This window comes from uncultured Romboutsia sp. (assembly GCF_958366745.1).
GTDB lineage: Bacteria > Bacillota > Clostridia > Peptostreptococcales > Peptostreptococcaceae > Romboutsia > Romboutsia timonensis.
Window position 1 is genome coordinate 1 of sequence record NZ_CATXCO010000016.1, and the last position, 24,271, is coordinate 24,271.

Annotated in this window: 21 protein-coding genes; 19 read left to right on the forward strand and 2 right to left on the reverse strand. The window is 27.4% G+C overall.

Annotated elements, in window-relative coordinates:
• From Q5F54_RS02535 to Q5F54_RS02565, 7 genes are all read left to right on the forward strand, one after another.
• Positions 1 to 241: hypothetical protein (locus Q5F54_RS02535; protein WP_302333942.1), on the forward strand; the 241-nt coding region annotated here is incomplete at its 5' end.
• A 381-nt stretch (positions 242 to 622) separates the two neighbouring features.
• Positions 623 to 2,752, forward strand: a complete 2,130-nt coding sequence (nrdD, locus tag Q5F54_RS02540; protein ID WP_071119269.1) for an anaerobic ribonucleoside-triphosphate reductase — start codon at positions 623 to 625, stop codon at positions 2,750 to 2,752.
• Between the two features lie 16 nt (positions 2,753 to 2,768).
• Positions 2,769 to 3,272, forward strand: coding sequence for an anaerobic ribonucleoside-triphosphate reductase activating protein (nrdG, locus tag Q5F54_RS02545; RefSeq protein ID WP_281537515.1), 504 nt, complete (start codon positions 2,769 to 2,771; stop codon positions 3,270 to 3,272).
• A 14-nt stretch (positions 3,273 to 3,286) separates the two neighbouring features.
• On the forward strand, positions 3,287 to 3,751 hold the full coding sequence (gene dut, locus Q5F54_RS02550) for a dUTP diphosphatase (RefSeq protein ID WP_281537516.1): 465 nt from the start codon (positions 3,287 to 3,289) through the stop codon (positions 3,749 to 3,751).
• 320 nt (positions 3,752 to 4,071) lie between these two features.
• Complete coding sequence (locus tag Q5F54_RS02555) at positions 4,072 to 5,526, forward strand: DEAD/DEAH box helicase (protein ID WP_281537517.1); 1,455 nt, start codon at positions 4,072 to 4,074, stop codon at positions 5,524 to 5,526.
• Between the two features lie 234 nt (positions 5,527 to 5,760).
• Complete coding sequence (gene brnQ, locus Q5F54_RS02560; protein ID WP_281537518.1) at positions 5,761 to 7,077, forward strand: branched-chain amino acid transport system II carrier protein; 1,317 nt, start codon at positions 5,761 to 5,763, stop codon at positions 7,075 to 7,077.
• A gap of 370 nt (positions 7,078 to 7,447) precedes the next feature.
• Positions 7,448 to 9,148 carry an ABC transporter ATP-binding protein gene (locus Q5F54_RS02565; protein ID WP_281538882.1) on the forward strand — a complete coding sequence of 567 codons (1,701 nt, stop codon included), beginning with the start codon at positions 7,448 to 7,450 and terminating at the stop codon, positions 9,146 to 9,148.
• 109 nt (positions 9,149 to 9,257) lie between these two features.
• On the opposite strand, the gene Q5F54_RS02570 is transcribed toward Q5F54_RS02565, so the two are convergent.
• A complete protein-coding gene (locus tag Q5F54_RS02570; RefSeq protein WP_281538881.1) occupies positions 9,258 to 10,781 on the reverse strand; it encodes a hypothetical protein in 1,524 nt (507 codons plus the stop codon).
• Positions 10,782 to 11,175: 394 nt separating this feature from the next.
• Here Q5F54_RS02570 and Q5F54_RS02575 point away from each other — a divergent pair, with 394 nt between their 5' ends.
• From Q5F54_RS02575 to Q5F54_RS02595, 5 genes are all read left to right on the forward strand, one after another.
• Positions 11,176 to 12,474, forward strand: coding sequence for a conjugated bile salt MFS transporter (locus Q5F54_RS02575; protein ID WP_281538184.1), 1,299 nt, complete (start codon positions 11,176 to 11,178; stop codon positions 12,472 to 12,474).
• A gap of 180 nt (positions 12,475 to 12,654) precedes the next feature.
• Positions 12,655 to 12,843, forward strand: a complete 189-nt coding sequence (locus tag Q5F54_RS02580; protein ID WP_277231504.1) for a hypothetical protein — start codon at positions 12,655 to 12,657, stop codon at positions 12,841 to 12,843.
• A 216-nt stretch (positions 12,844 to 13,059) separates the two neighbouring features.
• On the forward strand, positions 13,060 to 13,434 hold the full coding sequence (locus Q5F54_RS02585; RefSeq protein ID WP_281538182.1) for a VOC family protein: 375 nt from the start codon (positions 13,060 to 13,062) through the stop codon (positions 13,432 to 13,434).
• 11 nt (positions 13,435 to 13,445) lie between these two features.
• Positions 13,446 to 13,748 (forward strand): PTS sugar transporter subunit IIBC, encoded by a 303-nt coding sequence (locus Q5F54_RS02590; RefSeq protein ID WP_281538181.1) that lies wholly within the window; start codon positions 13,446 to 13,448, stop codon positions 13,746 to 13,748.
• Positions 13,749 to 13,909: 161 nt separating this feature from the next.
• On the forward strand, positions 13,910 to 15,850 hold the full coding sequence (locus tag Q5F54_RS02595; RefSeq protein ID WP_288525705.1) for an FUSC family protein: 1,941 nt from the start codon (positions 13,910 to 13,912) through the stop codon (positions 15,848 to 15,850).
• Here Q5F54_RS02595 and Q5F54_RS02600 read toward each other — a convergent pair.
• Positions 15,847 to 16,299 carry a MarR family winged helix-turn-helix transcriptional regulator gene (locus tag Q5F54_RS02600; protein WP_071119280.1) on the reverse strand — a complete coding sequence of 151 codons (453 nt, stop codon included), beginning with the start codon at positions 16,297 to 16,299 and terminating at the stop codon, positions 15,847 to 15,849. The two genes, Q5F54_RS02595 and Q5F54_RS02600, sit on opposite strands and share 4 nt — an antisense overlap.
• 204 nt (positions 16,300 to 16,503) lie before the next feature.
• Here Q5F54_RS02600 and Q5F54_RS02605 point away from each other — a divergent pair, with 204 nt between their 5' ends.
• The 7 genes from Q5F54_RS02605 (at position 16,504) to Q5F54_RS02635 (ending at position 23,850) form a co-directional block, all read left to right on the forward strand.
• Positions 16,504 to 18,723 (forward strand): ABC transporter ATP-binding protein, encoded by a 2,220-nt coding sequence (locus Q5F54_RS02605; RefSeq protein WP_281538179.1) that lies wholly within the window; start codon positions 16,504 to 16,506, stop codon positions 18,721 to 18,723.
• 28 nt (positions 18,724 to 18,751) lie between these two features.
• Complete coding sequence (locus Q5F54_RS02610) at positions 18,752 to 20,563, forward strand: ABC transporter ATP-binding protein (RefSeq protein ID WP_334302349.1); 1,812 nt, start codon at positions 18,752 to 18,754, stop codon at positions 20,561 to 20,563.
• Positions 20,564 to 20,888: 325 nt separating this feature from the next.
• Positions 20,889 to 21,365 carry a PTS galactosamine transporter subunit IIB gene (agaB, locus tag Q5F54_RS02615; protein WP_281538177.1) on the forward strand — a complete coding sequence of 159 codons (477 nt, stop codon included), beginning with the start codon at positions 20,889 to 20,891 and terminating at the stop codon, positions 21,363 to 21,365.
• Between the two features lie 15 nt (positions 21,366 to 21,380).
• Positions 21,381 to 22,151 carry a PTS sugar transporter subunit IIC gene (locus tag Q5F54_RS02620; RefSeq protein WP_302333943.1) on the forward strand — a complete coding sequence of 257 codons (771 nt, stop codon included), beginning with the start codon at positions 21,381 to 21,383 and terminating at the stop codon, positions 22,149 to 22,151.
• Positions 22,141 to 22,986, forward strand: coding sequence for a PTS system mannose/fructose/sorbose family transporter subunit IID (locus Q5F54_RS02625; protein WP_242873371.1), 846 nt, complete (start codon positions 22,141 to 22,143; stop codon positions 22,984 to 22,986). The genes Q5F54_RS02620 and Q5F54_RS02625 overlap by 11 nt, the downstream gene beginning before the upstream one ends.
• An 18-nt stretch (positions 22,987 to 23,004) precedes the next feature.
• Positions 23,005 to 23,406, forward strand: a complete 402-nt coding sequence (locus Q5F54_RS02630) for a PTS sugar transporter subunit IIA (protein ID WP_083334982.1) — start codon at positions 23,005 to 23,007, stop codon at positions 23,404 to 23,406.
• Between the two features lie 162 nt (positions 23,407 to 23,568).
• A complete protein-coding gene (locus tag Q5F54_RS02635; protein ID WP_071119287.1) occupies positions 23,569 to 23,850 on the forward strand; it encodes a hypothetical protein in 282 nt (93 codons plus the stop codon).
• The last annotated feature ends 421 nt before the right edge of the window (positions 23,851 to 24,271 follow it).

Consider the following 24,271-nt stretch of genomic DNA (forward strand, 5'->3'; position numbering starts at 1 on the left):
TACAAAGGTTACAAATACATTAACATATGTTGCTCAACATATAAAACCACAAGATATAGAAGCTCCAGAAGGAAATGGATACGAAAAAGAACATCTTACATTTACAGATTTATCAATAACATATGGATCAATAATATCTATATTTGCAATATCTACTTATTATAGTGATGTTGCAATAAAAGAGTATAATAAATCAAAGTTAACAAAAAAAGATAATAAAAAAATAGTAGAAGAAGCATAGATAAAAATGTAGGTATGAATTAATTCATATCTACATTTTTATTTGAAAACAATAATATTTAAATTTAAATAAAAACTCTATTATACTTATTAATTTATAAAAATGAAATAGATTTTTATAAATTAAAATATAAAAAATATTGTCAAAAGTATTGACAAAAAAATAAAATTTTAGCGTTTAAAAAATGCTTGATAGTCCACTATATATAGTATACAATAACTGATGTGATACTACATATGGTGCTTAAGGATTGAAAAAATGATTCATATATAGTAAGAAAAGTCAATAGGATTTTGTGAAATAAAAGTAAGATTTTGTTAAAAATATTATTTTTATTTTACAAAATTTTAGGGATAATAAAGTGTTAAAAGGAGTATTTTTATGGTCAAGAACTTAAATATAATAAAAAGAGATGGAAGTATTGTTAAATTTAATAAATGTAAAATAGAGGATGCAATACTTAAAGCTATGAAATATGGAAGCGGAATATATGAAGAAGAAATAGCTAAAAAAATAGCAGATGAAATAGAAATAAGTTGTTTTGAAAAAGAAAATTCTCCAACTGTATATCAAGTTGAGAACATGGTATACAACAAATTAATAGAATATAAGCATGAGTTAACAGCAAAAGCTTATGAAGGATACAGAGCAGTACAATCATTTAAAAGAGAAGTAAATACTACGGATGACAGTATAATAGGTCTTTTAAATAAAACTAATGAAGAAGTAATAAATGAAAATTCTAATAAGAATGGTATATTAGCTTCAACACAAAGAGACTTGATAGCAGGTGAAGTGTCTAAAGATATATCGAGAAGAAAGATAATACCAGCTCATATAGTTCATGCTCACGATGAGGGTGTACTTCATTATCACGATATGGATTATGCAATGCAATCAATTCACAATTGTATGCTTATAAACTTAGAAGATATGCTTCAAAATGGAACGGTAATAAATAATAAATTAGTTGAGTCACCAAAGTCATTTAGTACAGCTTGTACTATAGTTACTCAAATAATAGCTCAAATAGCTAGTGGTCAATATGGTGGAAATACTATAACAATTAGACATATAGCACCATTTTTAAGAGTTTCTTATAATAAGTATTTCAATAAATATAAAGAAAAGTACTCTGAAGAAATGGCACATGAACTGGCAGAAGATAGAATGTTAGAAGAATTAAAGTCTGGTATACAGACTATAAGATATCAATTATCAACTCTTCATACAAGTAATGGTCAATCACCATTTTCTACTATATATTTAGAAATTGAAGAAGGTCATGAATATGAAAGAGAAATGGCTTTAATATGTGAAGAAATGATAAATCAAAGATTAGAAGGAATGAAAAATCACAAAGGTCAACAAATAGGAGAAGAATTCCCTAAACTTGTATATCTGTTAGATGAGCATAACTGCTTAGAAGGTGGTAAGTATGATTATATTACAAAGCTAGCAGCTAAGTGTAATACAAAAAGATTAGTTCCTGATTACCAAAGTGCTAAAATAATGAGAAGAAATTATGAAGGAAGTACTTTCCCACCAATGGGTTGTAGAAGTCATCTTTCTCCATGGAAGGATGAAAATGGTAATCATAAATGGTATGGTAGATTTAATCAAGGAGTTATTAGTCTTAACTTAGTTCAAGTAGCTTTAACTGCTAATAAAGATATGGACAAGTTCTGGGAAATTTTAGATGAAAGATTAGAACTTTGTAAAGAAGCCTTAATGGTTAGACATAACCTATTATTAGGGACAACATCAGATGTATCTCCAATACATTGGCAACATGGAGGAATAGCAAGACTTAAAAAAGGTGAAAAAATAGATTCATTATTAAAAGATGGATATTCAACTCTTTCATTAGGATATGTAGGGGTATATGAAATGACTCAAGCAATGCTTGGAGTATCTCATACAACTAAAGAAGGAGAAGAGTTTGCTCTAAAAGTAATGCATCACTTAAATAATACATGTCAAAAATGGAAAAAAGAAACAGGTCTTGGATTTGGATTATATGGTACTCCGGGAGAAAGTTTAACTTCAAGATTCTGTAGAATAGATAAACAAAAGTTTGGAGAAATAAAAAATGTAACAGATAGAATGTATTATACAAATTCATATCATGTTCACGTAACAGAGGAAATAGATGCATTCTCTAAATTACAATTTGAGTCTCAATTCCATGATATAAGTTTAGGTGGATGTATAAGTTATGTTGAAGTACCAGATATGAGTAAAAACTTAACTGCAGTAGAACAAATAATAAATTATATTTACCATAATATACAGTATGCTGAAATAAACACTAAGCCAGATGTATGTTTTAAGTGTGGATATGAAGGTGAAATATTATTAGACAATGACTTAGAGTGGTATTGTCCAAATTGTGGTAACAGAGAAAAAGAAGAAATGCAAGTTATGAGAAGAACTTGTGGATATATAGGATCTAATATGTGGGGTAAAGGCCGTACGCAAGAAATTGGACAAAGAGTTCTACATTTATAAGATTGGAAGTGATTATATGAGGTTTTCTAAGATAAAAGATAATGATATAGCAAATGGTGTTGGTATAACAATGTCACTATGGACACAAGGTTGTCCACATCATTGTAAAGGATGTTTTAATGTTGAAACATGGGATTTTAATGGTGGAAAAGAATTTACAAATAGTGATTTAAAGTACATCTTAGATAATATAAATAAAAACAACATAAAAAGAAACTTAGCTATATTAGGAGGAGAGCCTCTTTGCCCTCAAAATGTTAAAGGTGTTATAGAACTTTGTAAACAATTTAAGAAAGTTTACCCAGAAAAAATGATATACTTATGGACTGGATATGTAGTTGAGGATTTTGATTATACTCAAATGGAGATATTTAAGTATGTAGATGTACTAGTGGATGGAAAATTTGAAGAGGATAAGAAAAATTTATCTATTATGTTGAGAGGTTCTTCTAATCAAAGGGTTATAGATGTAAATAAGTCGTTAAATAACCATGATATAGTAATGTATGAGGTGGGATAAAAGGAGAAATTGATATGATAATGAACGTGAAAAAAATAAATAAAGATGCTGTAATACCAATGTTTGCTCATCCAACAGATAGTGGGTTTGACTTATTCACATGTGAAGATATAACTGTATCAGGCGGAAAAAAAGGAATAGCTAAAACAGGATTAATATTTGAAATACCACAAGGGTGGGGTATACAAATAAAAAATAAGTCTGGAATAACTGTAAAGGGTGTTCCAACAACTTCGGGAACTAATGCGGATATAACAGTATTTGAAGGAACTGTTGATATGGATTATAGAGGTGAACTTGGTATAATGTTTAAAAATGAAGAAGACTTCGAAATAACTATACCAAAACACACTAAATTAGCTCAAGGAGTTTTAAGAAGAGTTTATAACTGTACTTTTGTAGAAGTTGATGAAGTAAATGATACTGTTAGAGGCGAAGGTGGATTTGGTTCTACAGGTACAACTATTAATACAAAGTAATCAGATTTTGCTATACATAAAAGAGGCTATCTCATAATATGGGATTGTCTCTTTTTTACGTACAAGGAAATTATGATATGAAATTTTTTTGGATAACTTATAAATATAAATAATATCAATAACTTCAGAAACGTAAAAAATAATATTTTGAGCAACGGATGTGACCGAAGCGGTAGCGAGTGTCATATCGTTGGCGATATGAGCGTAGCGAATTTTTGATTAGGTAATATAAATTATAGCTTAATAAAAAATAGATATTTTGGTAATATAGATAAAGACTAAAATATTAAATTTTAATAAAAATACAAGGATGGTAATAGATGAATAAAAAATTTGAAGACTTCAATTTAGATAAATATATAATAAAAGCTTTGTATAATTTAAATTATACAATACCTTCTAAGGTACAGGAGGAAGTTATACCTAGGTTATTGAAAAAAGAGGATGTTATAGTAAAATCTAAGACAGGAAGTGGTAAAACTGCAAGTTTTGGAATTCCAATATGTGAGAATATAGATATAGAAAATAATAACGTACAAGCTCTTATAGTAGTACCTACTAGAGAGTTAGCACTTCAAGTTAAGGATGAAATTTCTAATATAGGAAGGTTAAAAAAGATACGATGTAGTGCAATATTTGGTAAACAACCTATAAAGGAACAAATAAGAGAACTAAAACAAAGAGTGCATATTGTAGTTGCTACACCAGGTAGAATAATCGACCATATAGGAAGAAATACAATAAACTTAGATGATATTAAGTATTTTATAATAGATGAAGCAGATAAGATGCTTAATAAAGGGTTTATAGAAGATATGGAATTTATATTAAATAAGATACCTAAAAAGAGTGCAAAAGGATTATTTTCTGCAACTATAGATGATGATATACAATACATATGTGATAAATACCTTAAAGTATCTAATATATTAGATATAAAATATAATAATGTATTTGATAATAAGCAAATAATTGAAAATAAAATAAAATCATCTGAAAATGACAAATATAAAAATTTAAAGAGTATAATTTATATGGAGAATCCAACATCTTTAATAATATTCTGTAATACAAAAGATAAAGTTAAAAAATTGTATGAAAATATGAAAAAAGATGGTTTTTTAGTTGAAGAACTTCATGGAGATATGTCTCAAGATAAAAGAATATTTGTGATTAAGGACTTTAAAAATAATAAGTTTAATATACTTATAAGTACAGATGTGGCTGCTAGGGGTATACATATTGATGATATATCTTTAGTAATAAATTATGATGTTCCACGAGATAAAGAAAATTATATTCATAGAATTGGTAGAACTGGTAGAAAAGATAGCTATGGAAAAGCAATAACTATTTTTACTGATAAAGATGATAAATATATTAACGAAATAGAAGCATACCTTGGATATGAAATAAAAGTTCTTGAAGAGTTAAAAATAGACGATATAGCTAAAGGAAAAATAAAGTTTGAAAAGAAATCCAAGGAAGTTTTGAAAAATAGAAAAAATAAAATAATAGAGAAAAATATTCATAGTGAAGTAACGAAAATATATATAAATGCAGGAAAGAAAAAGAAAATAAGAGTTATCGATATAGTTGGAGCTTTTAGCAATTTACCAGGTATAAATAATGAGGATATAGGTGTTGTTGAAGTTCAAGATTTATGTTCATATGTAGATATACTTAACTATAAAGGCGAGGAATTAGTAAAAAAATATAAAGAAATAAGTATAAAGAAAAAAATAGTCAAGTTAAGAAAAGATAGACAAAGTTAATAAATGGTTTTAGAGAAATATATGATGAATTAAAAAAACTACTTATAGTAATATATCATTTTAATCAATAAAACCAATAAACTTATGAGGGATTAGAAGATATGAATTTATAAGGTTAGATAAAAAATAATATATTGTATGCAAATAAGTTGACAGGGGAAATGGAAGTGCATACAATATATTATAAATATTATAAATATTTAGAAAATTAAGAAAAGAAGGGGTGGGGAAAAGATGAAAAATAAGAGTAAAGATATTGCAGTTATAGGATTTGCACTATTTTCAATGTTCTTTGGTGCAGGAAATTTATTATTTCCTCCATACTTAGGTCTTGTATCTGGGCAAAGTTGGATAGTATCCCTTATCGGATTTGTATTAGCTGATGTAGGGTTAGCTTTATTAGTTATGGCAGCATCTGCAAAATGCTCGGGAGACTTAGATAAAGTATTAAACAGAGTAGGAAAAAATACTTCGAAATTAATAGGGATAGCAGCAGTATTATGTATAGGTCCGCTACTTGCAATTCCGAGAACAGCAGCAACTACATTTGAAATGGGTATAACACCTATTTTAGGTGAGATGAATATAACGGCATCTGTAATTTTTTCTATAATATTCTTTGGTTTAACACTAGCATTAACAATAAGACCATCTAAGGTTGTAGATATAATAGGTAAGGTGCTAACACCAACATTATTAATAGTTTTAGCAATATTAATTATAAAAGGAATAATAACTCCGATTGGAGATTTAAACCCTGAAGCTATGATAGAAAATAATCCGTTTCAAGAAGGGATTTCACAAGGGTATTTAACTATGGGTGCATTAGGAGCAGCAGCTCTTGCAACAGTTATAATTACATCTATACATGAAAAAGGATATATAAACTCAAGAGATAAAGTTAAGTTAACTATGAAAGCTGGCTTAGTAGCAGGGATAGCTTTAACGTTAGTTTATGGAGGTCTTACATATTTAGGAGCAACACTATCTAATCTTCCAGGAAATCCATATGGAGTAAATACACCAAAGGCATCTTTAATGGTAGTTATAACAAATGGATTATTTGGATATCCAGGTAAAATAGTTCTTTGTGCTATAGTTTCACTAGCTTGTTTAACTACAGCTATAGGATTAACTTCAGCAACAGGAAAGTATTTTTCAAGTATAACTAATGGAAAATTAAAATATGAAATAACTGTAATAGTAGTATGTGTATTTAGTGCAATAGTATCTAATTTTGGAGTTGGAACTATAATAAAATTTTCAGGTCCAATATTAGAAATAGTTTATCCTGTACTTATGGTACTAGTAATAATGACATTGGTATCTGAAAATATTAAAAATGATAATGCATTTAAGGGTGCAGCATTAGCAACGTTTGTTGTAAGTTTATTGAGTGTAGCTAATAGTCTTTGGCAAGTTGCACCTTTTACTACAAAGCTTCCTCTTGCAACATTTGGATTTAACTGGATAATACCAGCTATAGTAGGTGCTTTAATTGGAAGTTGTATAAAAGCTTCAGCACGATCTAGTATGTATGAAATTGAATAATATAATATTTTTAGCTGTAGATAATATCTACAGCTTTTTCTATAAAGAAATAGTATAGTTAATTAGAGTTGTTTATAGAAATTTTATTTACTAAGTCAAAATTTGTTTAAAGTAGCACTTAAAAAGATATATATTTATAGAGTAAAATATATTTTTTTAAGTAATATAAGAATGAATTATGTATTTAAAATGTAATGTAGTATTATATATCGTAGATAAACTCTATAATATATACGTTCTAATAATAATTCTACATTATAAAATACTTTTATTATCTATGGCACTTTTAAATAATATAAATTAATAACTTTACTTAATTAAGTATTTAATTAAAACATATATATAAATAGCAAATGAAAGGAGAAAAGTTATGATTAAAGAATTTATAAAGTACTATAAGCCGTATAAAAAGTTATTTATGCTAGATATGTTAGCAGCATTTACAGTGGCTTTATGTGATTTAGTATATCCTCTGATAACTAGGAGTATAATGAATGATGTTGTTCCTAATAAAGACCTTAGGATGTTAATTGTTTTTGCTATAACATTATTAGTTATATTTATAATAAAGGCAGGACTAAATTACTTTATGCAATATTGGGGTCATGTTGTTGGTGTAAGGATGCAAGGTGATATGAGGAGTTATGTATTTACACATCTTCAAAAGTTACCTAATTCATATTTTAACAACAATAAAACTGGTGTAATAATGTCTAGAATAATAAATGACCTTATGGAAGTATCAGAACTTGCGCACCATGGACCTGAAGATTTATTTATATCTATAGTAATGTTTTTAGGTTCATTCTTTATTTTAATAGGTATAAATGTAGAGCTTACACTAATTGTATTTACAATATTACCTATAATAGTTATCTATGCAATAAGTCAAAGGAAAAGAATGAATAAAGCATTTAAGGAAACTAGAGTGAAAACAGGAGATGTAAATGCTACATTAGAAAATAGTATAGCTGGTATGAAAGTTACAAAATCATTTTGTACTGAAAAAGAGGAATTAGAAAAGTTTAATGAATCTAATCAGATATTTAAAAAAGCTAGAGAAGGAGCCTATAAGGTAATGGCACAATACTTCTCTGGAATGTTCTTACTTATAGATATATTAGAATTAATAGTTTTAATTGTAGCAGGATACTTTACATATATGGGATATATAACTATAGGTGATTTTACTGCATATCTACTATATGTAAAGATGTTTATACAACCACTTAGAAAATTAATAAACTTTACCGAGCAATATCAAAATGGAATGACTGGATTTGAAAGATTTATGGAAATAATAAATGAAGAAACTGAGAAAGAACCAGAAAATCCAATAGAGCTAGAAAATATAAAAGGAAACATAGAAATAGAGAATGTATCATTTACTTATGAAGATGACAATGAAGTATTTAAAAATCTTAGTCTATCTATAGAAGCAGGAAAAACTGTAGCACTAGTAGGTCCATCTGGTGGAGGAAAAACTACATTATGTAATATGATACCAAGATTTTTTGATTTTGATAGTGGAGATATAAAAATTGATGGAATAAGTATTAAAGATGTAAGTTTAAAATCACTTAGAGAAAATATAGGTGTTGTAGCTCAAGATGTTTTCTTATTTACAGGAACTATAAAAGAAAATATAACTATAGGTAAAACTGATGCAAGTGATGAAGAGATAATTGATGCTTGTAAAAAAGCTAGAATACATGATTTTATAATGACTCTTCCTGATAAATATAATACATATATAGGAGAAAGAGGAGTTAAGTTATCTGGAGGTCAAAAACAAAGGGTTTCTATAGCTAGGATATTTTTAAAAAATCCTCCAATTATGATACTAGATGAGGCTACATCAGCATTAGATAATGTGACAGAAAATGAAATACAAAAATCATTAGAGGAATTAGGTAAAAATAGAACTAATTTAGTTGTTGCTCATAGGTTATCTACAATAAAGAATGCAGATGAAATAATAGTTTTAACTGAAAATGGTATAGAAGAGAGAGGAACTCATCAAGAACTTGTAGAAAAGAATGGAATTTATTCTAAGCTTAATAAAAAGTAGAAAAAATAAGAAAGCTGGTTATCGCATTGCGAAATCCAGCTTTTTTATTTTACGCATAGATAAATGGGCTATTTAAATAATACTTCATTATAAAATTTAAATATTAAATTTATTCTATATTTTCGCCGAAACTCTCACTTATAAGTCTAGTATAGCTAATGGATTTAGCAATTCTATCTAATATTTCATCTTTGTTACTTATAATAATGTCTGTTCTAGCATTCCAAAGCTTGTCAAATAAGTCAGTACACATACCCTTAAACTCATTATCACTAATTATAAAGTAATAATTTTTACCAGATTCAGGATAAACCTTTGTAAATTTTAAGTTTCTTGATAGATATAGTGAAGGATTTTCTTTATTTTTAAAATCGTCAACCAAATCACCATCAACAAGTCTTATTTCCACATCATTTGATTCATTAAGGATTTTTTCCATATATTCTATATGTCTTTCTCTTTCCTTAAATGTAAGAGTTACTGGAGTGTTGAAAAAGTGTAGTTTTCCAGATGACATATATTTTCTAAGCTCTGATTCATGAATAAGAACTTTTAGTTTTGATTTATAGGTTACATTGTGAAGGAATAAGTTAATCTTCTTTAGTTCATTAATTATTTTTTGGTTATGACCAAATAATCTTTCTGCAATTTCCATAAATAAATCTGGTGGCATAAAGAATTCGTTAATAGAACCTAGTAAACATCTTAAATCATTATTCATTATATATTGTATATAAGTTTGGTCTTCAATCATTGAAGAAGCCTCTTTTCTATAGAATAAAAGATTTCCTTTATTCTTTAGTGTATATTTTATATTAGAATAAAATTCTTCAACTAAGCGTCTATCCTTTGAGTTTGTACTAAATAAACATTCACCTTCTTCAAAGAATATATTTGTAGATAAGAATTTATCCTTTATAGCAAAGGCTACAGTATTTGATTTAACCTTACAATTATAAATTTTAAAGTTTAAACATGGATAACTAGCGATTAAATTAATACCAAGTAATGTATTTATAACATCATCTTCGTTATCATCTCCACCAAAGCCTATTAAAAAGCTAATTTTTACATTTGTTTTTTTACTTATTCTATGTAAAATCTCCTTTAAGTCAGACAAAGTTATTTTATCCTTATGGTTTAGATACATTAAGCTTAAAGAAACTAATATTTCTAAAGAGTCTTCTTTATCTGCCATATTATTTAACTCATTAAAAAAAGTATTGTAAATAATGTTAGGTTTTACCATAGAGAAGCTATTATAATATTCTTCAGAATGTGTACTTTTTGGTAAATTTTGAACAGATTTATTAGTTATATTAACTGTGTCAATATAAACTTCTTTTAACATAGTTTCAATAAATTCACCAATGAACTCTTTACTGCTATCAGCTGGTATTTCAAAGTAATCAATTAAATTAATTAAACTTGATTCATCTAAAGAGTCAAGTATGAAATCTGAGATATTTTTACATATTTCATTTATTCGTTTTGAGCTAGGTAAATATGTAGATAGTATCCATTTATTAATATAAGATACATCATATCCTATAAATTTTGCTAAACTACTTTTCTTTTGATTTGAAATATATAGTAATTTTTCTATTAAGTTTCCGAATGTTATATTTTTCAACTTTGATGTCCTCCTAAGAAATACATATTTTCCTTTTGGTAGCTAATTAGATATATATTATATCATTTTATTATAAATATTATAATGAGTTAATTAGTATTTTAAGTTGGAATATTAAGAATAATTATAAAATATACAAATTTAAATTACTTAAAAGGAAAAAAGGAATTCATGATTTCTTTAAAATGCTCTGTTTTTCTTAGAAATGAATGGATAAAGTATGTTATTATTAATTTAACAAATTAGAAAATAGTTTTCATAAGAAAAAATTAAATAAAAAATAAATAAATTAAATAAAATATAAATAAAATTAAGTAAGGAATAGGAAAAATAGGAAATCAGCTTTACTCATAATATAAAATAGTAAATGACATCAATAGGAGGAGAAAATTTGATGAATAATTCAACAATAGGAAAAAATAAAAAAATAGCCACTGGATGGTTAATGGTTATAGCGTGTATGCTTGTACAAGCTATACCTTATTGTATAGTAGCAAATACACAAGCATTATATATGTATCCAGTAATGGAAGCGAAAGGATTTACACTATCTCAATTTTCATTAATATTCACAATTGGCACAATAGTTCCAGCATTAATAGGTCCGTTTATAGGTGGTATATATCGTAAAGTAAATACAAAGATATTATACTTAATAGGCGGGATATTACTATCTTGTGGATTTATGACATTCTCTATAGCTGAGAAGTTATGGCAATTCTATGCAATAGCAGGGGTAGTTCAAGTTGGAGCAAGTATAGTGGCAGGTATAGGTGTACCAATGTTAATAAACGCTTGGTTTGATGAGACAAGTAAAGGTAAAGCAATGGGAATAGCATATGCAGGTGGATCTATAGGTAACATATTCTTACAACAATTAGTTGTGAGAACTATAAGCTCAAGAGGTTATGCTCACTCATACTTTACATTTGGTTTAGTAGCACTAATAGCTATAATTCCAATAACATTATTTATGATAAGAATGCCTAAGAATGAAAGTGAAATAGTTAGAGGTAAAGCTCAACAAAAAGAAGAAAAAACAAATTCGGTAGATATATCATATACATTAAAAGAAGCTCAAAAAAATAAGTACTTCTGGATGATGGGAATGGGATTATTCTTCGTAGGTATATATGTATCTGCTTATTCAGTACAATATGCAGCGTACTTCCAAGGTGAATTAGGATTATCAGCATCTGTAATAGCTACAACAGGTTCATTATTTGCTTTAGCATCATTATTTGGAAATTTAGTTGGCGGTATATTATTTGATAAATTAGGTGCTATAAAAACTTTAGCAATAGGAGCAATAGCAGTTATGGCATCGGGAGTTGCATTATTAATGGCTGGAACTTCACCATTATTTGCACATGCACACTCAATTTTAAAAGGACTAGCAATGTTTGTTTACATGATGACGCCAGCTTATATGGTAGGTACATTCTTTGGTAATAAAGAATATGGATCGATATTAGGTTTAATTAACTTAAACTTTGCACTAGGATTCTGTATTGGATCAGCATTATTTGGAGTATTTGTTGGGAATTTTGGATATAATGCAACTTGGATAGGAGTACTAGTATGTGTAGCATTAGCATTTACATTACTTATAACTGCAGCTACAGGTATGACTAAAGCGAATAAAGAAAGTATGGAAAGATTAAAAGATAAAAATTCAGCTAAGATAGCTTAATATAATAAAAAGCCGGTCTATTAATTAGACGGCTTTTTTATGTATAAGAAAAACATGATGTTTTTGAGCGAAACGAATTTTTTATACTTTAAACAAAATTATAGCTATCTAAAAGTATATGTTTAAAATAAATTACCATGGACATAATCTTAATAAAATTTATTGGGAGTATGATATAAAATGATAGTATTGAATAGAGAAAGTATTATAGAGGGGTTAATAGAAATAAGGAAAGAAGAAGATTTAGAAAATAGCATAATAGTTAATAATATAAAATCAATAATAGATTTAAATGATATAAGTAATTTAGATAAATTAAAGCTTATAAACAATGAATTAGGAAAAATACTATTTGATGAAACTATATAAAATACTTATTCATAAAAATAAAATTATATAGTTATCAAGTGTTTGAAAGTATTAGAAAATATAGAAATGATTGTTAATAAATTAGGATATACAATGAGAGAATTTATTAATGAATATTTACATATAAAAAAGAACATATTGGATAAAATTGGATTACTTGATTTTATATCTAATTAATGGTAGTTTATACTTAAATTAATATTAAGGAGATGAATTATGAAATTTAAATTTTGTCACAATAATTTTAATGTATTAAACCTTGAAAAAAGTTTAGAATTTTACAAAAATGCACTTGGACTAGTTGAAACTAAAAGAACAGTAGCAGAGGATGGCAGTTTTATATTAGTATTCTTAGGAGATGGAGAGAGTACACACAAGTTAGAGTTAACTTGGTTAAGAGATTGGGATAGACCTTATAACTTAGGAGATAATGAATTCCATCTAGCATTTAGAGTTGAAGACTTTGATGGTGCATATAATTTACATAAAGAAATGGGATGTATATGCTATGAAAATAAGGAAATGGGAATATACTTTATAGCAGACCCAGATAATTATTGGATAGAAATAATACCAGCAAATACGAAATAGAGGTAAAAGTTATGAATAAGATAATAGTTGTAGTGGCGAATAATAATGAGTGTATAGAATCTTTAAAAAAAGCAGGAGATTCTATAGGTGTAGAGATAAAGTCTGAAATACAATCAGAAGGAAAAATAATAAATGAACTTTCTGTAAATGATATAAAAGAATCAACAGCAGTATTATTTGCTATAGATGGAGAAGTTGAAGAGGTAGAAAAGATAGAGAGATTTATAGATTGTGAATACTATGAAGTTGAGGAACAATTTATAAAAAATGATGCAAAATCAGTACTACAAGAGATACTATCTGATTTAAACTAATTTTAAGTAAGTAGAAAAATAATAAATAAACAGAGAATAAATAAGTAAAATATATAAAAGACCTTTAAGGTAGTTGTTACTACACTTAAAGGTCTTTTTTTTTTATATAGTAATATCTTTAGAGAAAAAGTGCAAAATAAATTTAATAAGGAGGAGATAACGTGATCAAAAAGATCATTATAAATAATACTATTACATTTGTAATTGTTATGTTTTTTGTTATTACATTTAAATCAATATTCGGAGAAGAAAATACATTGATTGGCGTTACAACAATAACAGCAACGCTTATGTTTTTAGAGCGAGATTTTACTGGATCGCCTTTAAAGAATACATTAAAATTTATAGGAATAAACTTGTTGATAGGGATGGGAACATCACTGATTGTTGCAAGTAATATGTGGTTAGGACTTATAATTAACTTTATAGTAGTATTTATATTTAGTTATATCTTTACTTATAATTTAAGACAGCCATTATATGTTCCTTTTGGATTACAATATCTATTTTTATTAACTACACCTGTACCAACCGATAGATTGGATATTAGGTTGCTGGCCTTAATATTTGGAGCACTTATAATAATGTTAGTACAATTACTTTTTAATAAAAATAAACTGGCTACTAGCGGTAATAAGATATTAGTAGATGTATGTGAATCTATTGAAAATAAAGTATGTTGTATCAAAGGTAAATCAAATAATTATGATTCTATAAATAATATAAATTCATCTATAGATGAATTTAGAACGATAGTATATGATAAGGGAGAGTCAAATTACTATTTAACAAAAGAGGCTAAAATAAAGTTAAATATATCTGTAGCTTTAGAAGTTATAAGTAGAATATTATATAGTGATAATAATAAGTCGATAAATTTAATTATACTAGATACTTTAGAAGAATTAGTAAAAGTTGCGAAAGAAGTAATTTCTATTAATTCTAAAGAAAATAAAACAATACAACTAAATTCTTATAATATAAAGAAACTTTTAAACTATTGCCAAGAACATGAAATAAATGATTTGCTTAATTTACAATTATTAGAAGGTATGATTTGCTTAGATGATACTTTAGAAGAGTTAACTAAACTCGATATAAAGCAATATAACGTAGTTGATAAAATAGGAGATAAATCGGAAATATTCTCAAAGAAAAATATCAAATCTTTTTTAACAGATACTGATTCACCTAAATATTGTTATGGTATGCGTATGGCTATAACTATGACTATTGGATTATTTTTAATGGAATATTTTAAACTTCCTGAAGGAAGATGGATATTGTTTACAATATTATCTTTAACTACTCCGTTATATGAAACATCTAAACATAAAATTAGATATAGAATAGGATCTACTTTAGTTGGATCTGTGATTATAATTATATTATTTAGCATATTTAAAACTGAGAATATTAGACTACTTATAGTAATGCTTGCTGGTTACTTGCAAGGGTATATCAATGAATATAAGTATAAAATAATATTTGTAACCGTATCAGCAATTGGAGCAGCTGCTATTGTTGGTAATATTCAAGAGTTAACAATTGAAAGAATTTTAATGGTAGCTATAGGTACCATAATAGCTATAATAGCTAATAAATATTTATTTCCTTACAACTTAGAAAAATCAAATGAACAATTAAGAAAAATATATGATGCTTCTATTAAAAAAATGTTTAAGGAATTACGCAGTTTAGTAGAGGGAAAAAATAATCCTGAATTTATAAAACATCTATTTGTTACAACATCTATTATAGAATCTAAAGCTAGAATGAATAAGCAGATAGATAAAAATCAAAATTATAACAATATAGTAAATGAAAGAAGATACTTAGCTAGTAATATTTATGAATTATATATGTGGATTTATAGAGAGAGTATAAATTCCAATGATATAGATAAAATTATTAATAATGTAAAGTTACTAATTGAATATAAAGATGACGCTATAACAAATAAGGTAACAATTATACAAAAGGGTATAAATAAAAGTAAAAATATAAATACAAAGATTATAATAAGTACTATATTAGTAATACTTAAAGAATTAGATAAACTAAGTCAATTAGTTAAATTAAATGAAAAAGCTCAGATTTAAAAATCTGAGCTTATTTCATTTAATACTTCTTTTAAAGTAATAAGAGAATCATTTAATTTATCAAGCTTTTCATCTGGTAAAGAAGAAATTTTATCTTTTAATGATGATTGAATTTCTAAGAAACTACTTTTTAAATATGTACTTCCTTTTTCCGTTAAATTTATATTTATAATTCTGCGGTCTTTTTCTCCAGGAATCCTTTCAATCATACCTTCATCGATAAGTTTATTTAATAACTTAGTCATATTAGGTGTGGATATAAAAAGTTTTTTTGCCACTTCTGATATAGGTTGTTGCCCTTCCTTTTTTAAAACCGCTAATATTTGAAAGTGAGAATGATTTAAATTACCTTTATCAAATTTACAATTATCATGTAAAAGTTTCTTTTTAAATAAAGGTATAATACTTATAAAATTTTGAACAATTGCTTCTAATTTAACTTCATCCATTTATTGTTACCTCCATATAATACATAGTTGTTATTTAATATCGTTAATTTGTAATAATATTAAATAACAATATTTATATTATTGACTTTTATTAAAAAAAGTATATACTTAAAAAGTATAATAGTTAAAAAGTATAACTATTATAAAATATAACTATTATAATTATACAACAAATTTTATTGAAATGGAGGTAGAAGTTTAAATATGACTAAAGTTTTAAAATACTTAAAGCCATTTACGTTATCGATTATATTAGTAATTGGTCTTTTGATAGTACAAGCGACTTGTGATTTATCTTTACCAGACTATACATCAAACATAGTTAACGTAGGGATACAACAAAATGGTATAAAAAACGCTGTTCCTACTGTTATTAGAGAAAAAGAATTAAATAAACTAATGATTTTTATGGATAACAATCAAAAAGATGAAGTAAATAAAAATTATAAGTTAATAAACAAGGATAATTTAACTAAGGAAGAATATGATAAAGAGGTTAAAAAATATCCAATATTAAAAAGTGAACCATTATATAAGTTAAATACAAATGATAAAAAAGAAATAGAAAATTTAAATAAAATAATGAGTAAGGCTTTGGTGAAGGTATCAGGTATTGAAGCTGCAAGCCAACAAGGAAAAATACCCAATCTTCCAAAAGGAGTAGATGTTTTTTCTGTAATTGAAAAACTACCTCAAGCTCAAATAGATGAGATGACAAAAGAGATAGATAATAAAACAAGTGATTTAGATGAAAATATGCTAACTCAATCATCTATATATGCTATAAAAAATGAATATGAAGCTATAGGTATAAATATAGAAAAGTTACAAAATAATTATATATTTAAATCAGGTGCAGCTATGCTAGGAATAGCACTTATAAGTTTATTAGCAACTATAGTTGTTGGATTTATTGGTTCAAGAGTAGGTGCAGGAATAGGGCGAAGTCTTCGTAAAGATGTATTTAGAAAAGTTGTAAGTTTTTCAAATGTTGAATTTGATAAATTTTCAACTGCATCACTTATAACTCGTAGTACAAATGATATTCAACAAATACAAAACTTTACAGTTATGTTTGTAAGGATGATATTATATGCACCAATACTTGGTATAGGTGGTGTACTAAAAGTTTTAAATACTGATACATCAATGGCGTGGATAATAGGTGTAGCGGTTGTTGCTATACTTTTAGTAATTATAGTTTTATTTAGTTTAGCAATACCTAGATTTAAGAAAGTACAAAAACTAGTAGATAAACTAAACTTAGTAACACGTGAATCACTAGTAGGTATGTTAGTTATAAGAGCTTTTAGCAATCAAAAAGTAGAGGAAAAAAGATTTGATGAAATTAACATAGATTTAAGAAAAACAAATACATTTGTAAACCGTATAATGTCAGTAATGATGCCTACGATGATGTTAATTATGAATATGATAACAATACTAATAGTTTGGGTAGGTTCTCATAATATTGATGCAGGAGTAATGCAGGTTGGAGATATGATGGCATTTATTCAATATTCAATGCAAATAATAATGTCATTCTTAATGTTATCTATGTTATCAGTTATATTACCAAGAGCATCAGTTTCAGCTAGTCGTATAGGTGAAATATTATCAACTGATGTAGCTATAAAAGATTCAAAAGAAACTAGAGAATTTGATGAAGATAAGTATGGAGAAGTAGAATTTAAAAATGTTTCATTTAAATACCCTGATGCAGAGGATAATGTTATAAGTAACATAAACTTTGTTGCAAAACCTGGCCAAACAACTGCTTTTATAGGAAGTACAGGAAGTGGTAAATCAACTTTAATAAACTTAATACCTCGCTTCTTTGATGTTACAGAAGGTGAAATTTTAGTAAATGGAGTTGATATAAGAAATATTAATCAACATAAACTTAGAGATGAAATTGGATATGTTCCACAAAAGGCAGTTTTATTCTCTGGAACTATAGATAGTAATATAAGATATGGTGCAGAAGATTCTACAAAGGAAGATATAAGGGAAGCGGCAAGTATTGCTCAAGCTATGGAATTTATAGAGTCAAAACCAGACAAATTTGAGACTGAAATATCTCAAGGTGGTACAAATGTATCTGGTGGACAAAAACAAAGACTTTCAATAGCTCGTGCTTTAGCTAAAAAACCTAAGATATTTATATTTGATGATAGTTTCTCAGCACTAGATTTAAAAACTGATGCAAAACTTAGAAAAGAATTAAAATCAAAAACTAAAGATGCAACAGTTTTAATAGTGGCTCAAAGAATAAGTACAATACTTCATGCTGACCAAATAGTTGTACTTGATGAAGGTAAAGTTGTAGGAATAGGAACTCACGATGAGCTTATGAAAAACTGTGAAGTTTATAAGCAAATAGCACTATCTCAACTTTCAAAGGAGGAGCTAGATAATGAGTAATAAAAAAGGAATGAAAAGACCTGGTGGCATGGGCGGAGGTCATATGAAAATGGGTCAAGAAAAGGCTAAAGACTTTAAAGGTACGATGAAAAAACTAATAAGCTATTTAAGCTCATATAAATTAGCTATATTATTGGTTATAGTTTTTGCTATAGGAAGTTCTGTATTTAATATAGTTGGTCCTAAAATATTAGGAAATGCAACAACTAAAATATTTGAAGGTCTAGTTAGTAAGGTAAGTAATAGTGGTGGAGGTATAGATTTTGATGCTATATTTAGAACTTTAACTATACTTGCAAGTTTATATATTATAAGTTCGATATTCTCTTTTGTTCAAACTTTTATAACATCAGATATATCTCAAAAGGTATCTTATAATTTAAGAAAATCTATATCTGAAAAAATTAACAAATTACCTCTTAACTATTATGATAAAAAGACTAATGGAGAAGTTTTATCGAGAGTAACAAATGACATAGATGCAATAAGTCAAAACTTAAATCAAATATTATCACAAATGATAACATCAGCAACTACTCTTATTGGAGTTTTAATAATGATGTTATCGATAAGTGTTACAATGACGTTAGTTAGTTTAATTGTAATACCTTTATCTTTAGTGATGATTATGTTGGTTGTAAAAAAATCTCAAAAGCACTTTAGAGCACAACAAGAATATTTAGGTCATACTAATGGACATATAGAAGAAATGTATAGTGGTCATAATATAATGAAAGCCTTTAATGGTGAAGAAAAAGCTATTGAAGAATTTGACAAATTAAGTGATACGTTATATAACTCAGCTTGGAAATCACAATTCTTATCAGGAATGATGATGCCGATAATGACATTTATAGGTAACTTAGGATATGTAATAGTAGCTATAATGGGTGGTTTCTTAGCTATAAGAAATAAAATACAAGTTGGAGATATACTTGCATTCATTCAATATGTAAGATCATTTATGCAACCTATAGCTCAAACTGCTCAAATAGCTAACGTAATGCAACAAACAGCAGCTGCAGCAGAAAGAGTATTTGAGTTCTTAGAAGAAGAAGAAGTTGTAGAAGATGTTAAAAATCCAATATCAACTGAAGGTATAGAAGGTGCTGTTGAATTTGATCATGTTAGATTTGGATACAATGAAGATAAAATAATAATAAATGATTTTTCTATTAATATAAAACCAGGTCAAAAAGTAGCTATAGTTGGACCAACTGGTGCTGGTAAAACTACTATTGTAAAACTACTTATGAGATTCTATGAATTAAATGGAGGTAAAATACTTATAGATGGTCATGACTATAGAGATTTTACAAGAAATGATTTAAGAAAAATATTTGGTATGGTTTTACAGGATACTTGGCTATTTAATGGAAACATAATGGAAAATATACGTTATGGTCGTCTTGATGCAAGTGATGAAGAAGTAATTGAAGCTGCCAAGTTAGCTCATGCACATCACTTTATAAAGACATTGGCTGATGGATATAATATGGAAATCAATGAAGAAGCAGATAATATATCACAAGGTCAGAAACAATTATTAACAATAGCTAGAGCGATACTTTCAGATCCTAAAATACTAATATTAGATGAAGCAACAAGTTCTGTAGATACTCGTACAGAAGTATTGATACAACAAGCTATGGAAAATCTTATGGAAGGTAGAACAAGTTTTATAATAGCACATAGATTATCTACTATAAAAAATGCAGATGTAATATTAGTAATGAAAGATGGAGATATAGTTGAACAAGGAACTCATGAAGAATTATTAAAATCAAAAGGATTCTATAGTGAACTATATAACAGTCAATTTGAAGAAGAAGTATGCTAAATGATTAAACCACACTAATCTTATAGATTAGTGTGGTTTTGTTTTATAAAGATAAGTATGCTTAAAATTTATTTATTAATCATATTTATATAAAGTATTAATCAATAGAATAGTAAGTTATTTTATTTAATTTAAATAAGTTAAATTTTTAGAGACAAAAGAACAAAATAAAAAAACAAAATTACAAATACAATGAAATAAGAAGGTACTAAAATTAGTTATATAAAGGGGAATAAGAAAACATTAATTATATATGAAGATAATAAGTATATAACAGGAAAGTGTTTTCTTAGTATTGAATAAGATTTACAGGGAGTTGATGATTATGCCAAATATAGTACTAACAAGAATTGATAACAGATTAATACATGGTCAAGTAGCAACAATGTGGTCTTCAAGTGTAGGAGCAAATTTATTATTAGTTGCAAATGATGAAGTATGCACAAATGAGTTTAGACAGGGGCTTATGGACATGGCAGCACCAAGTTTTGCTCAAACAAGATACTTTAGTATAGAAAAAACTATAAATATAATACATAAAGCAAGTGATTCTCAGTATATAGCAATAATATGTGAAACACCTCAAGATGTAGTTAGATTAGTTGAGGGTGGAGTGCCTATAAAAAAAGTTAATATAGGAAATATGCATATGGCAGAAGGAAAAAGGCAAGTATCTAAAGCTGTATGCGTAGATGAGAATGACGTTAAAGCATTTAGACGCCTTCAGGAATTAGGAGTAGATCTAGAAATCAGGAGAGTTCCAAGTGAGTCTGCTGAAAGTTTAGATGAATTATTTAAATAAAAGGGGGTAAATTTTATGGAATTAAGTTTTATCCAAATTGGTCTTATACTTATTGTAACGATGATAGCGGCAGTTGACCAATTTAACTTTTTAGAATCTTTATACAGACCAATAGTAATTGGACCAATAGTAGGGGCTATTATGGGTGATTTACAAACAGGACTTATAGTTGGTGGTTCTTATGAATTAATGATGATAGGCGCAATGCCAGTTGGTGGAGCACAGCCACCAAATGCAGTTATAGGTGGTATAATGGCAACTGTATTTGCAGTTCAATCTGGCTTAGATGTTGCAGCAGCGCTACCTCTTGCAATACCATTTGCATTACTTGGTCAATATGCAGTTACTCTTTTATTTACAGTAATGTCTCCATTAATGGGATTATGTGATAAAGCAGCTGAAGAAGCTAACCCAGCCGGTATAGATAAAGTTAACTATATGGCAATGGGAATATTAGCAGTTTTATTCGCATTAATAGTTTTAGCTGGATTGCTATCTGGTCAAGCGATAGGAGAAACTTTAACTAAAGTATTAACTGCACAAGTTTGGGCAGGATTAACAGCAGCTGGAAAGATGATGCCTGCTCTAGGATTTGCAATGTTACTTAAAGTTATGTTAAGCAAAGAATATGCAATATTTATGGTACTAGGATTTGTATTAGTAGCATATGGTAAATTGCCACTTTTAGCTATAGCTATGGTAGGAATAGCTGCAGCAGTTTATGACTTCCATGTAAGTATGAAAACTAAGAATAATACAGGAGGAGGTATGACAGATGGCATCTAATACAGAAGTAATGAAAAGAGGTAATTTAGAATATATTGATAAAACTGAAGGTGAAACTCTCGACAATAAAACTTTAAATAAAATGGCTTGGAGATCTATGTTTTTACAAGCATCATTTAACTATGAAAGAATGCAAGCTGGAGGATGGTTATACTCTATACTTCCAGGGCTTAAAAAAATACACAAAAATAAACAAGATTTATCAACATCAATGAAACATAACCTAGAATTCTTTAACTGTCATCCATTCTTAATAACATTTGTTATGGGTATAATATTATCATTAGAGCAAAAGAAAGCTGATATTCAAACTATACGTTCTTTAAGAGTTGCGGCTATGGGTCCTTTAGGTGGAATAGGAGATGCAATATTCTGGTTTACATTATTACCTATATCAGCAGGTATAGGGGCTAATCTTTCTCTTCAAGGAAGTATATTAGGACCAATTATATTCTTTGTACTGTTTAATATAGTACATTTAGGTCTTAGATTTGGTTTGATGCACTGGTCATATAAAGTTGGTGTTGATGGAATAGCTAAGCTTACTAAAAATGCTAAAGAATTTACTAGAGCAGCTACAGTACTTGGTATGATAGTTGTAGGAGCATTAATAGCTTCATATGTAAATGTAAATATAGTTACTCCAGAATATTTAAGTATGCAAGGAACTATAGATTTACAAAGTATATTAGACTCTATAATGCCATGTTTATTACCGCTTGCAGTAACATTTGGTATGTATGGATTAGTTAAAAAGAATGTATCTCCAATGGTTAATATACTAATATTAGTTGTAATAGGTATAGTAGGAGCATTCCTAGGTATATTTGCATAGATTTTAGGAGGAGAAGGAATGATAATAATAACAGGTCATGGGAGATTTGCTTCAGGTCTTAAAACTAGTTTAGATTTAATAGTTGGTAATTTTGACTTTGTAAAACCTGTTGATTTTACAGAAGATAAGTCTCCAGAGTCTTTAAAAGAGGAAATAAATTCTTTTATAAAATCAACAGATAAAAAAATATATGTATTCACAGATTTAGTTGGAGGAACACCATTTAAAGTGAGCAGTGAATTAACTTTAGAATATCCAAACGTAGAAGTTTTTTGTGGAACTAATTTACCGATGCTTGTGGAAGCTACTATGATGTTGTCTTTAGGATGTGATATAGATAGTGAATCTATAAAAGAATCTGGTGTAAATAGTATAAAGCCACAGCCAAAGAAAGTTATATTTACTGAAGATGGAATATAAAAATTAATATAATCAAAATCACTAGTTAAATAAAATTATTTTTCTAGTGATTTTTTTATGTGAAAGTAATGATGTAATTAAAGAAAAAGGATAAATATTACAATAATAAAAAATCCTAATATGGAAAACTTAAGTATAAGTATTTATTTAGGAGGTAAAGTTATGGATAATATGAAAGAAATGAGAAATAAAGTACAAGACGGAAAATACAACTTAACTTTAGAGGTAGCAGAAGGTGCTTATTTTGGAACTTATGATGATGTTGACACTAAGTCTGGAGAAGATTTAGTTAGAAATTATTTAAGAAGTAATTCAGATGATGCGAATTTTAATGATATAAAAATAAAATATAATAAAAATAGACACACTGTAAGGGTTACAGCTGAATTAAACTATGATAATAACGTACATAGTGATTATCATAATAGAGGAAAACTAATGTAATTTTAGAATAAAAAAACTATAGCAAGGACAAGTAAAATATTAATCTGAAATTTTTTTTTAAAAAAGTGTTGATTAGTTAAATTTAAGATGGTATAGTTATACTTGTCCTTAAGAAAAGGGCAAAACAAAAGAAAAAACTTTTAAAAATAAGTTGACAAAGAAAAATAACTTTGATAAACTTAAGGAAGTTAAAAATGAACTTTGAAAATTAAACAGTAGGTTAATTTATAGAATTGAAACTAACAAACCAAGCCAGATATTCAGATAATGATAGTCTGAGCAGGTAATCAAATTTATTTGAGCAACGGATGTATCTGAAGCGGTAGCGAAGATATATCGTTGGCGATATAAATTCGAAGAATTTATTTTGAGAGTTTGATCCTGGCTCAGGATGAACGCTGGCGGCGTGCCTAACACATGC

Excerpts from the sequence above, each read along its gene's own strand:
- nrdD (WP_071119269.1), top strand. The coding sequence starts at position 623 with ATGGTCAAGAACTTAAATATAATAAAAAGAGATGGAAGTATTGTTAAA.
- nrdG (WP_281537515.1), top strand. The coding sequence starts at position 2,769 with ATGAGGTTTTCTAAGATAAAAGATAATGATATAGCAAATGGTGTTGGT.
- dut (WP_281537516.1), top strand. The coding sequence starts at position 3,287 with ATGATAATGAACGTGAAAAAAATAAATAAAGATGCTGTAATACCAATG.
- Q5F54_RS02555 (WP_281537517.1), top strand. The coding sequence starts at position 4,072 with ATGAATAAAAAATTTGAAGACTTCAATTTAGATAAATATATAATAAAA.
- brnQ (WP_281537518.1), top strand. The coding sequence starts at position 5,761 with ATGAAAAATAAGAGTAAAGATATTGCAGTTATAGGATTTGCACTATTT.
- Q5F54_RS02565 (WP_281538882.1), top strand. The coding sequence starts at position 7,448 with ATGATTAAAGAATTTATAAAGTACTATAAGCCGTATAAAAAGTTATTT.
- Q5F54_RS02575 (WP_281538184.1), top strand. The coding sequence starts at position 11,176 with ATGAATAATTCAACAATAGGAAAAAATAAAAAAATAGCCACTGGATGG.
- Q5F54_RS02580 (WP_277231504.1), top strand. The coding sequence starts at position 12,655 with ATGATAGTATTGAATAGAGAAAGTATTATAGAGGGGTTAATAGAAATA.
- Q5F54_RS02585 (WP_281538182.1), top strand. The coding sequence starts at position 13,060 with ATGAAATTTAAATTTTGTCACAATAATTTTAATGTATTAAACCTTGAA.
- Q5F54_RS02590 (WP_281538181.1), top strand. The coding sequence starts at position 13,446 with ATGAATAAGATAATAGTTGTAGTGGCGAATAATAATGAGTGTATAGAA.
- Q5F54_RS02600 (WP_071119280.1), bottom strand. The coding sequence starts at position 16,299 with ATGGATGAAGTTAAATTAGAAGCAATTGTTCAAAATTTTATAAGTATT.
- Q5F54_RS02605 (WP_281538179.1), top strand. The coding sequence starts at position 16,504 with ATGACTAAAGTTTTAAAATACTTAAAGCCATTTACGTTATCGATTATA.
- Q5F54_RS02610 (WP_334302349.1), top strand. The coding sequence starts at position 18,752 with ATGGGCGGAGGTCATATGAAAATGGGTCAAGAAAAGGCTAAAGACTTT.
- agaB (WP_281538177.1), top strand. The coding sequence starts at position 20,889 with ATGCCAAATATAGTACTAACAAGAATTGATAACAGATTAATACATGGT.
- Q5F54_RS02620 (WP_302333943.1), top strand. The coding sequence starts at position 21,381 with ATGGAATTAAGTTTTATCCAAATTGGTCTTATACTTATTGTAACGATG.
- Q5F54_RS02625 (WP_242873371.1), top strand. The coding sequence starts at position 22,141 with ATGGCATCTAATACAGAAGTAATGAAAAGAGGTAATTTAGAATATATT.
- Q5F54_RS02630 (WP_083334982.1), top strand. The coding sequence starts at position 23,005 with ATGATAATAATAACAGGTCATGGGAGATTTGCTTCAGGTCTTAAAACT.
- Q5F54_RS02635 (WP_071119287.1), top strand. The coding sequence starts at position 23,569 with ATGGATAATATGAAAGAAATGAGAAATAAAGTACAAGACGGAAAATAC.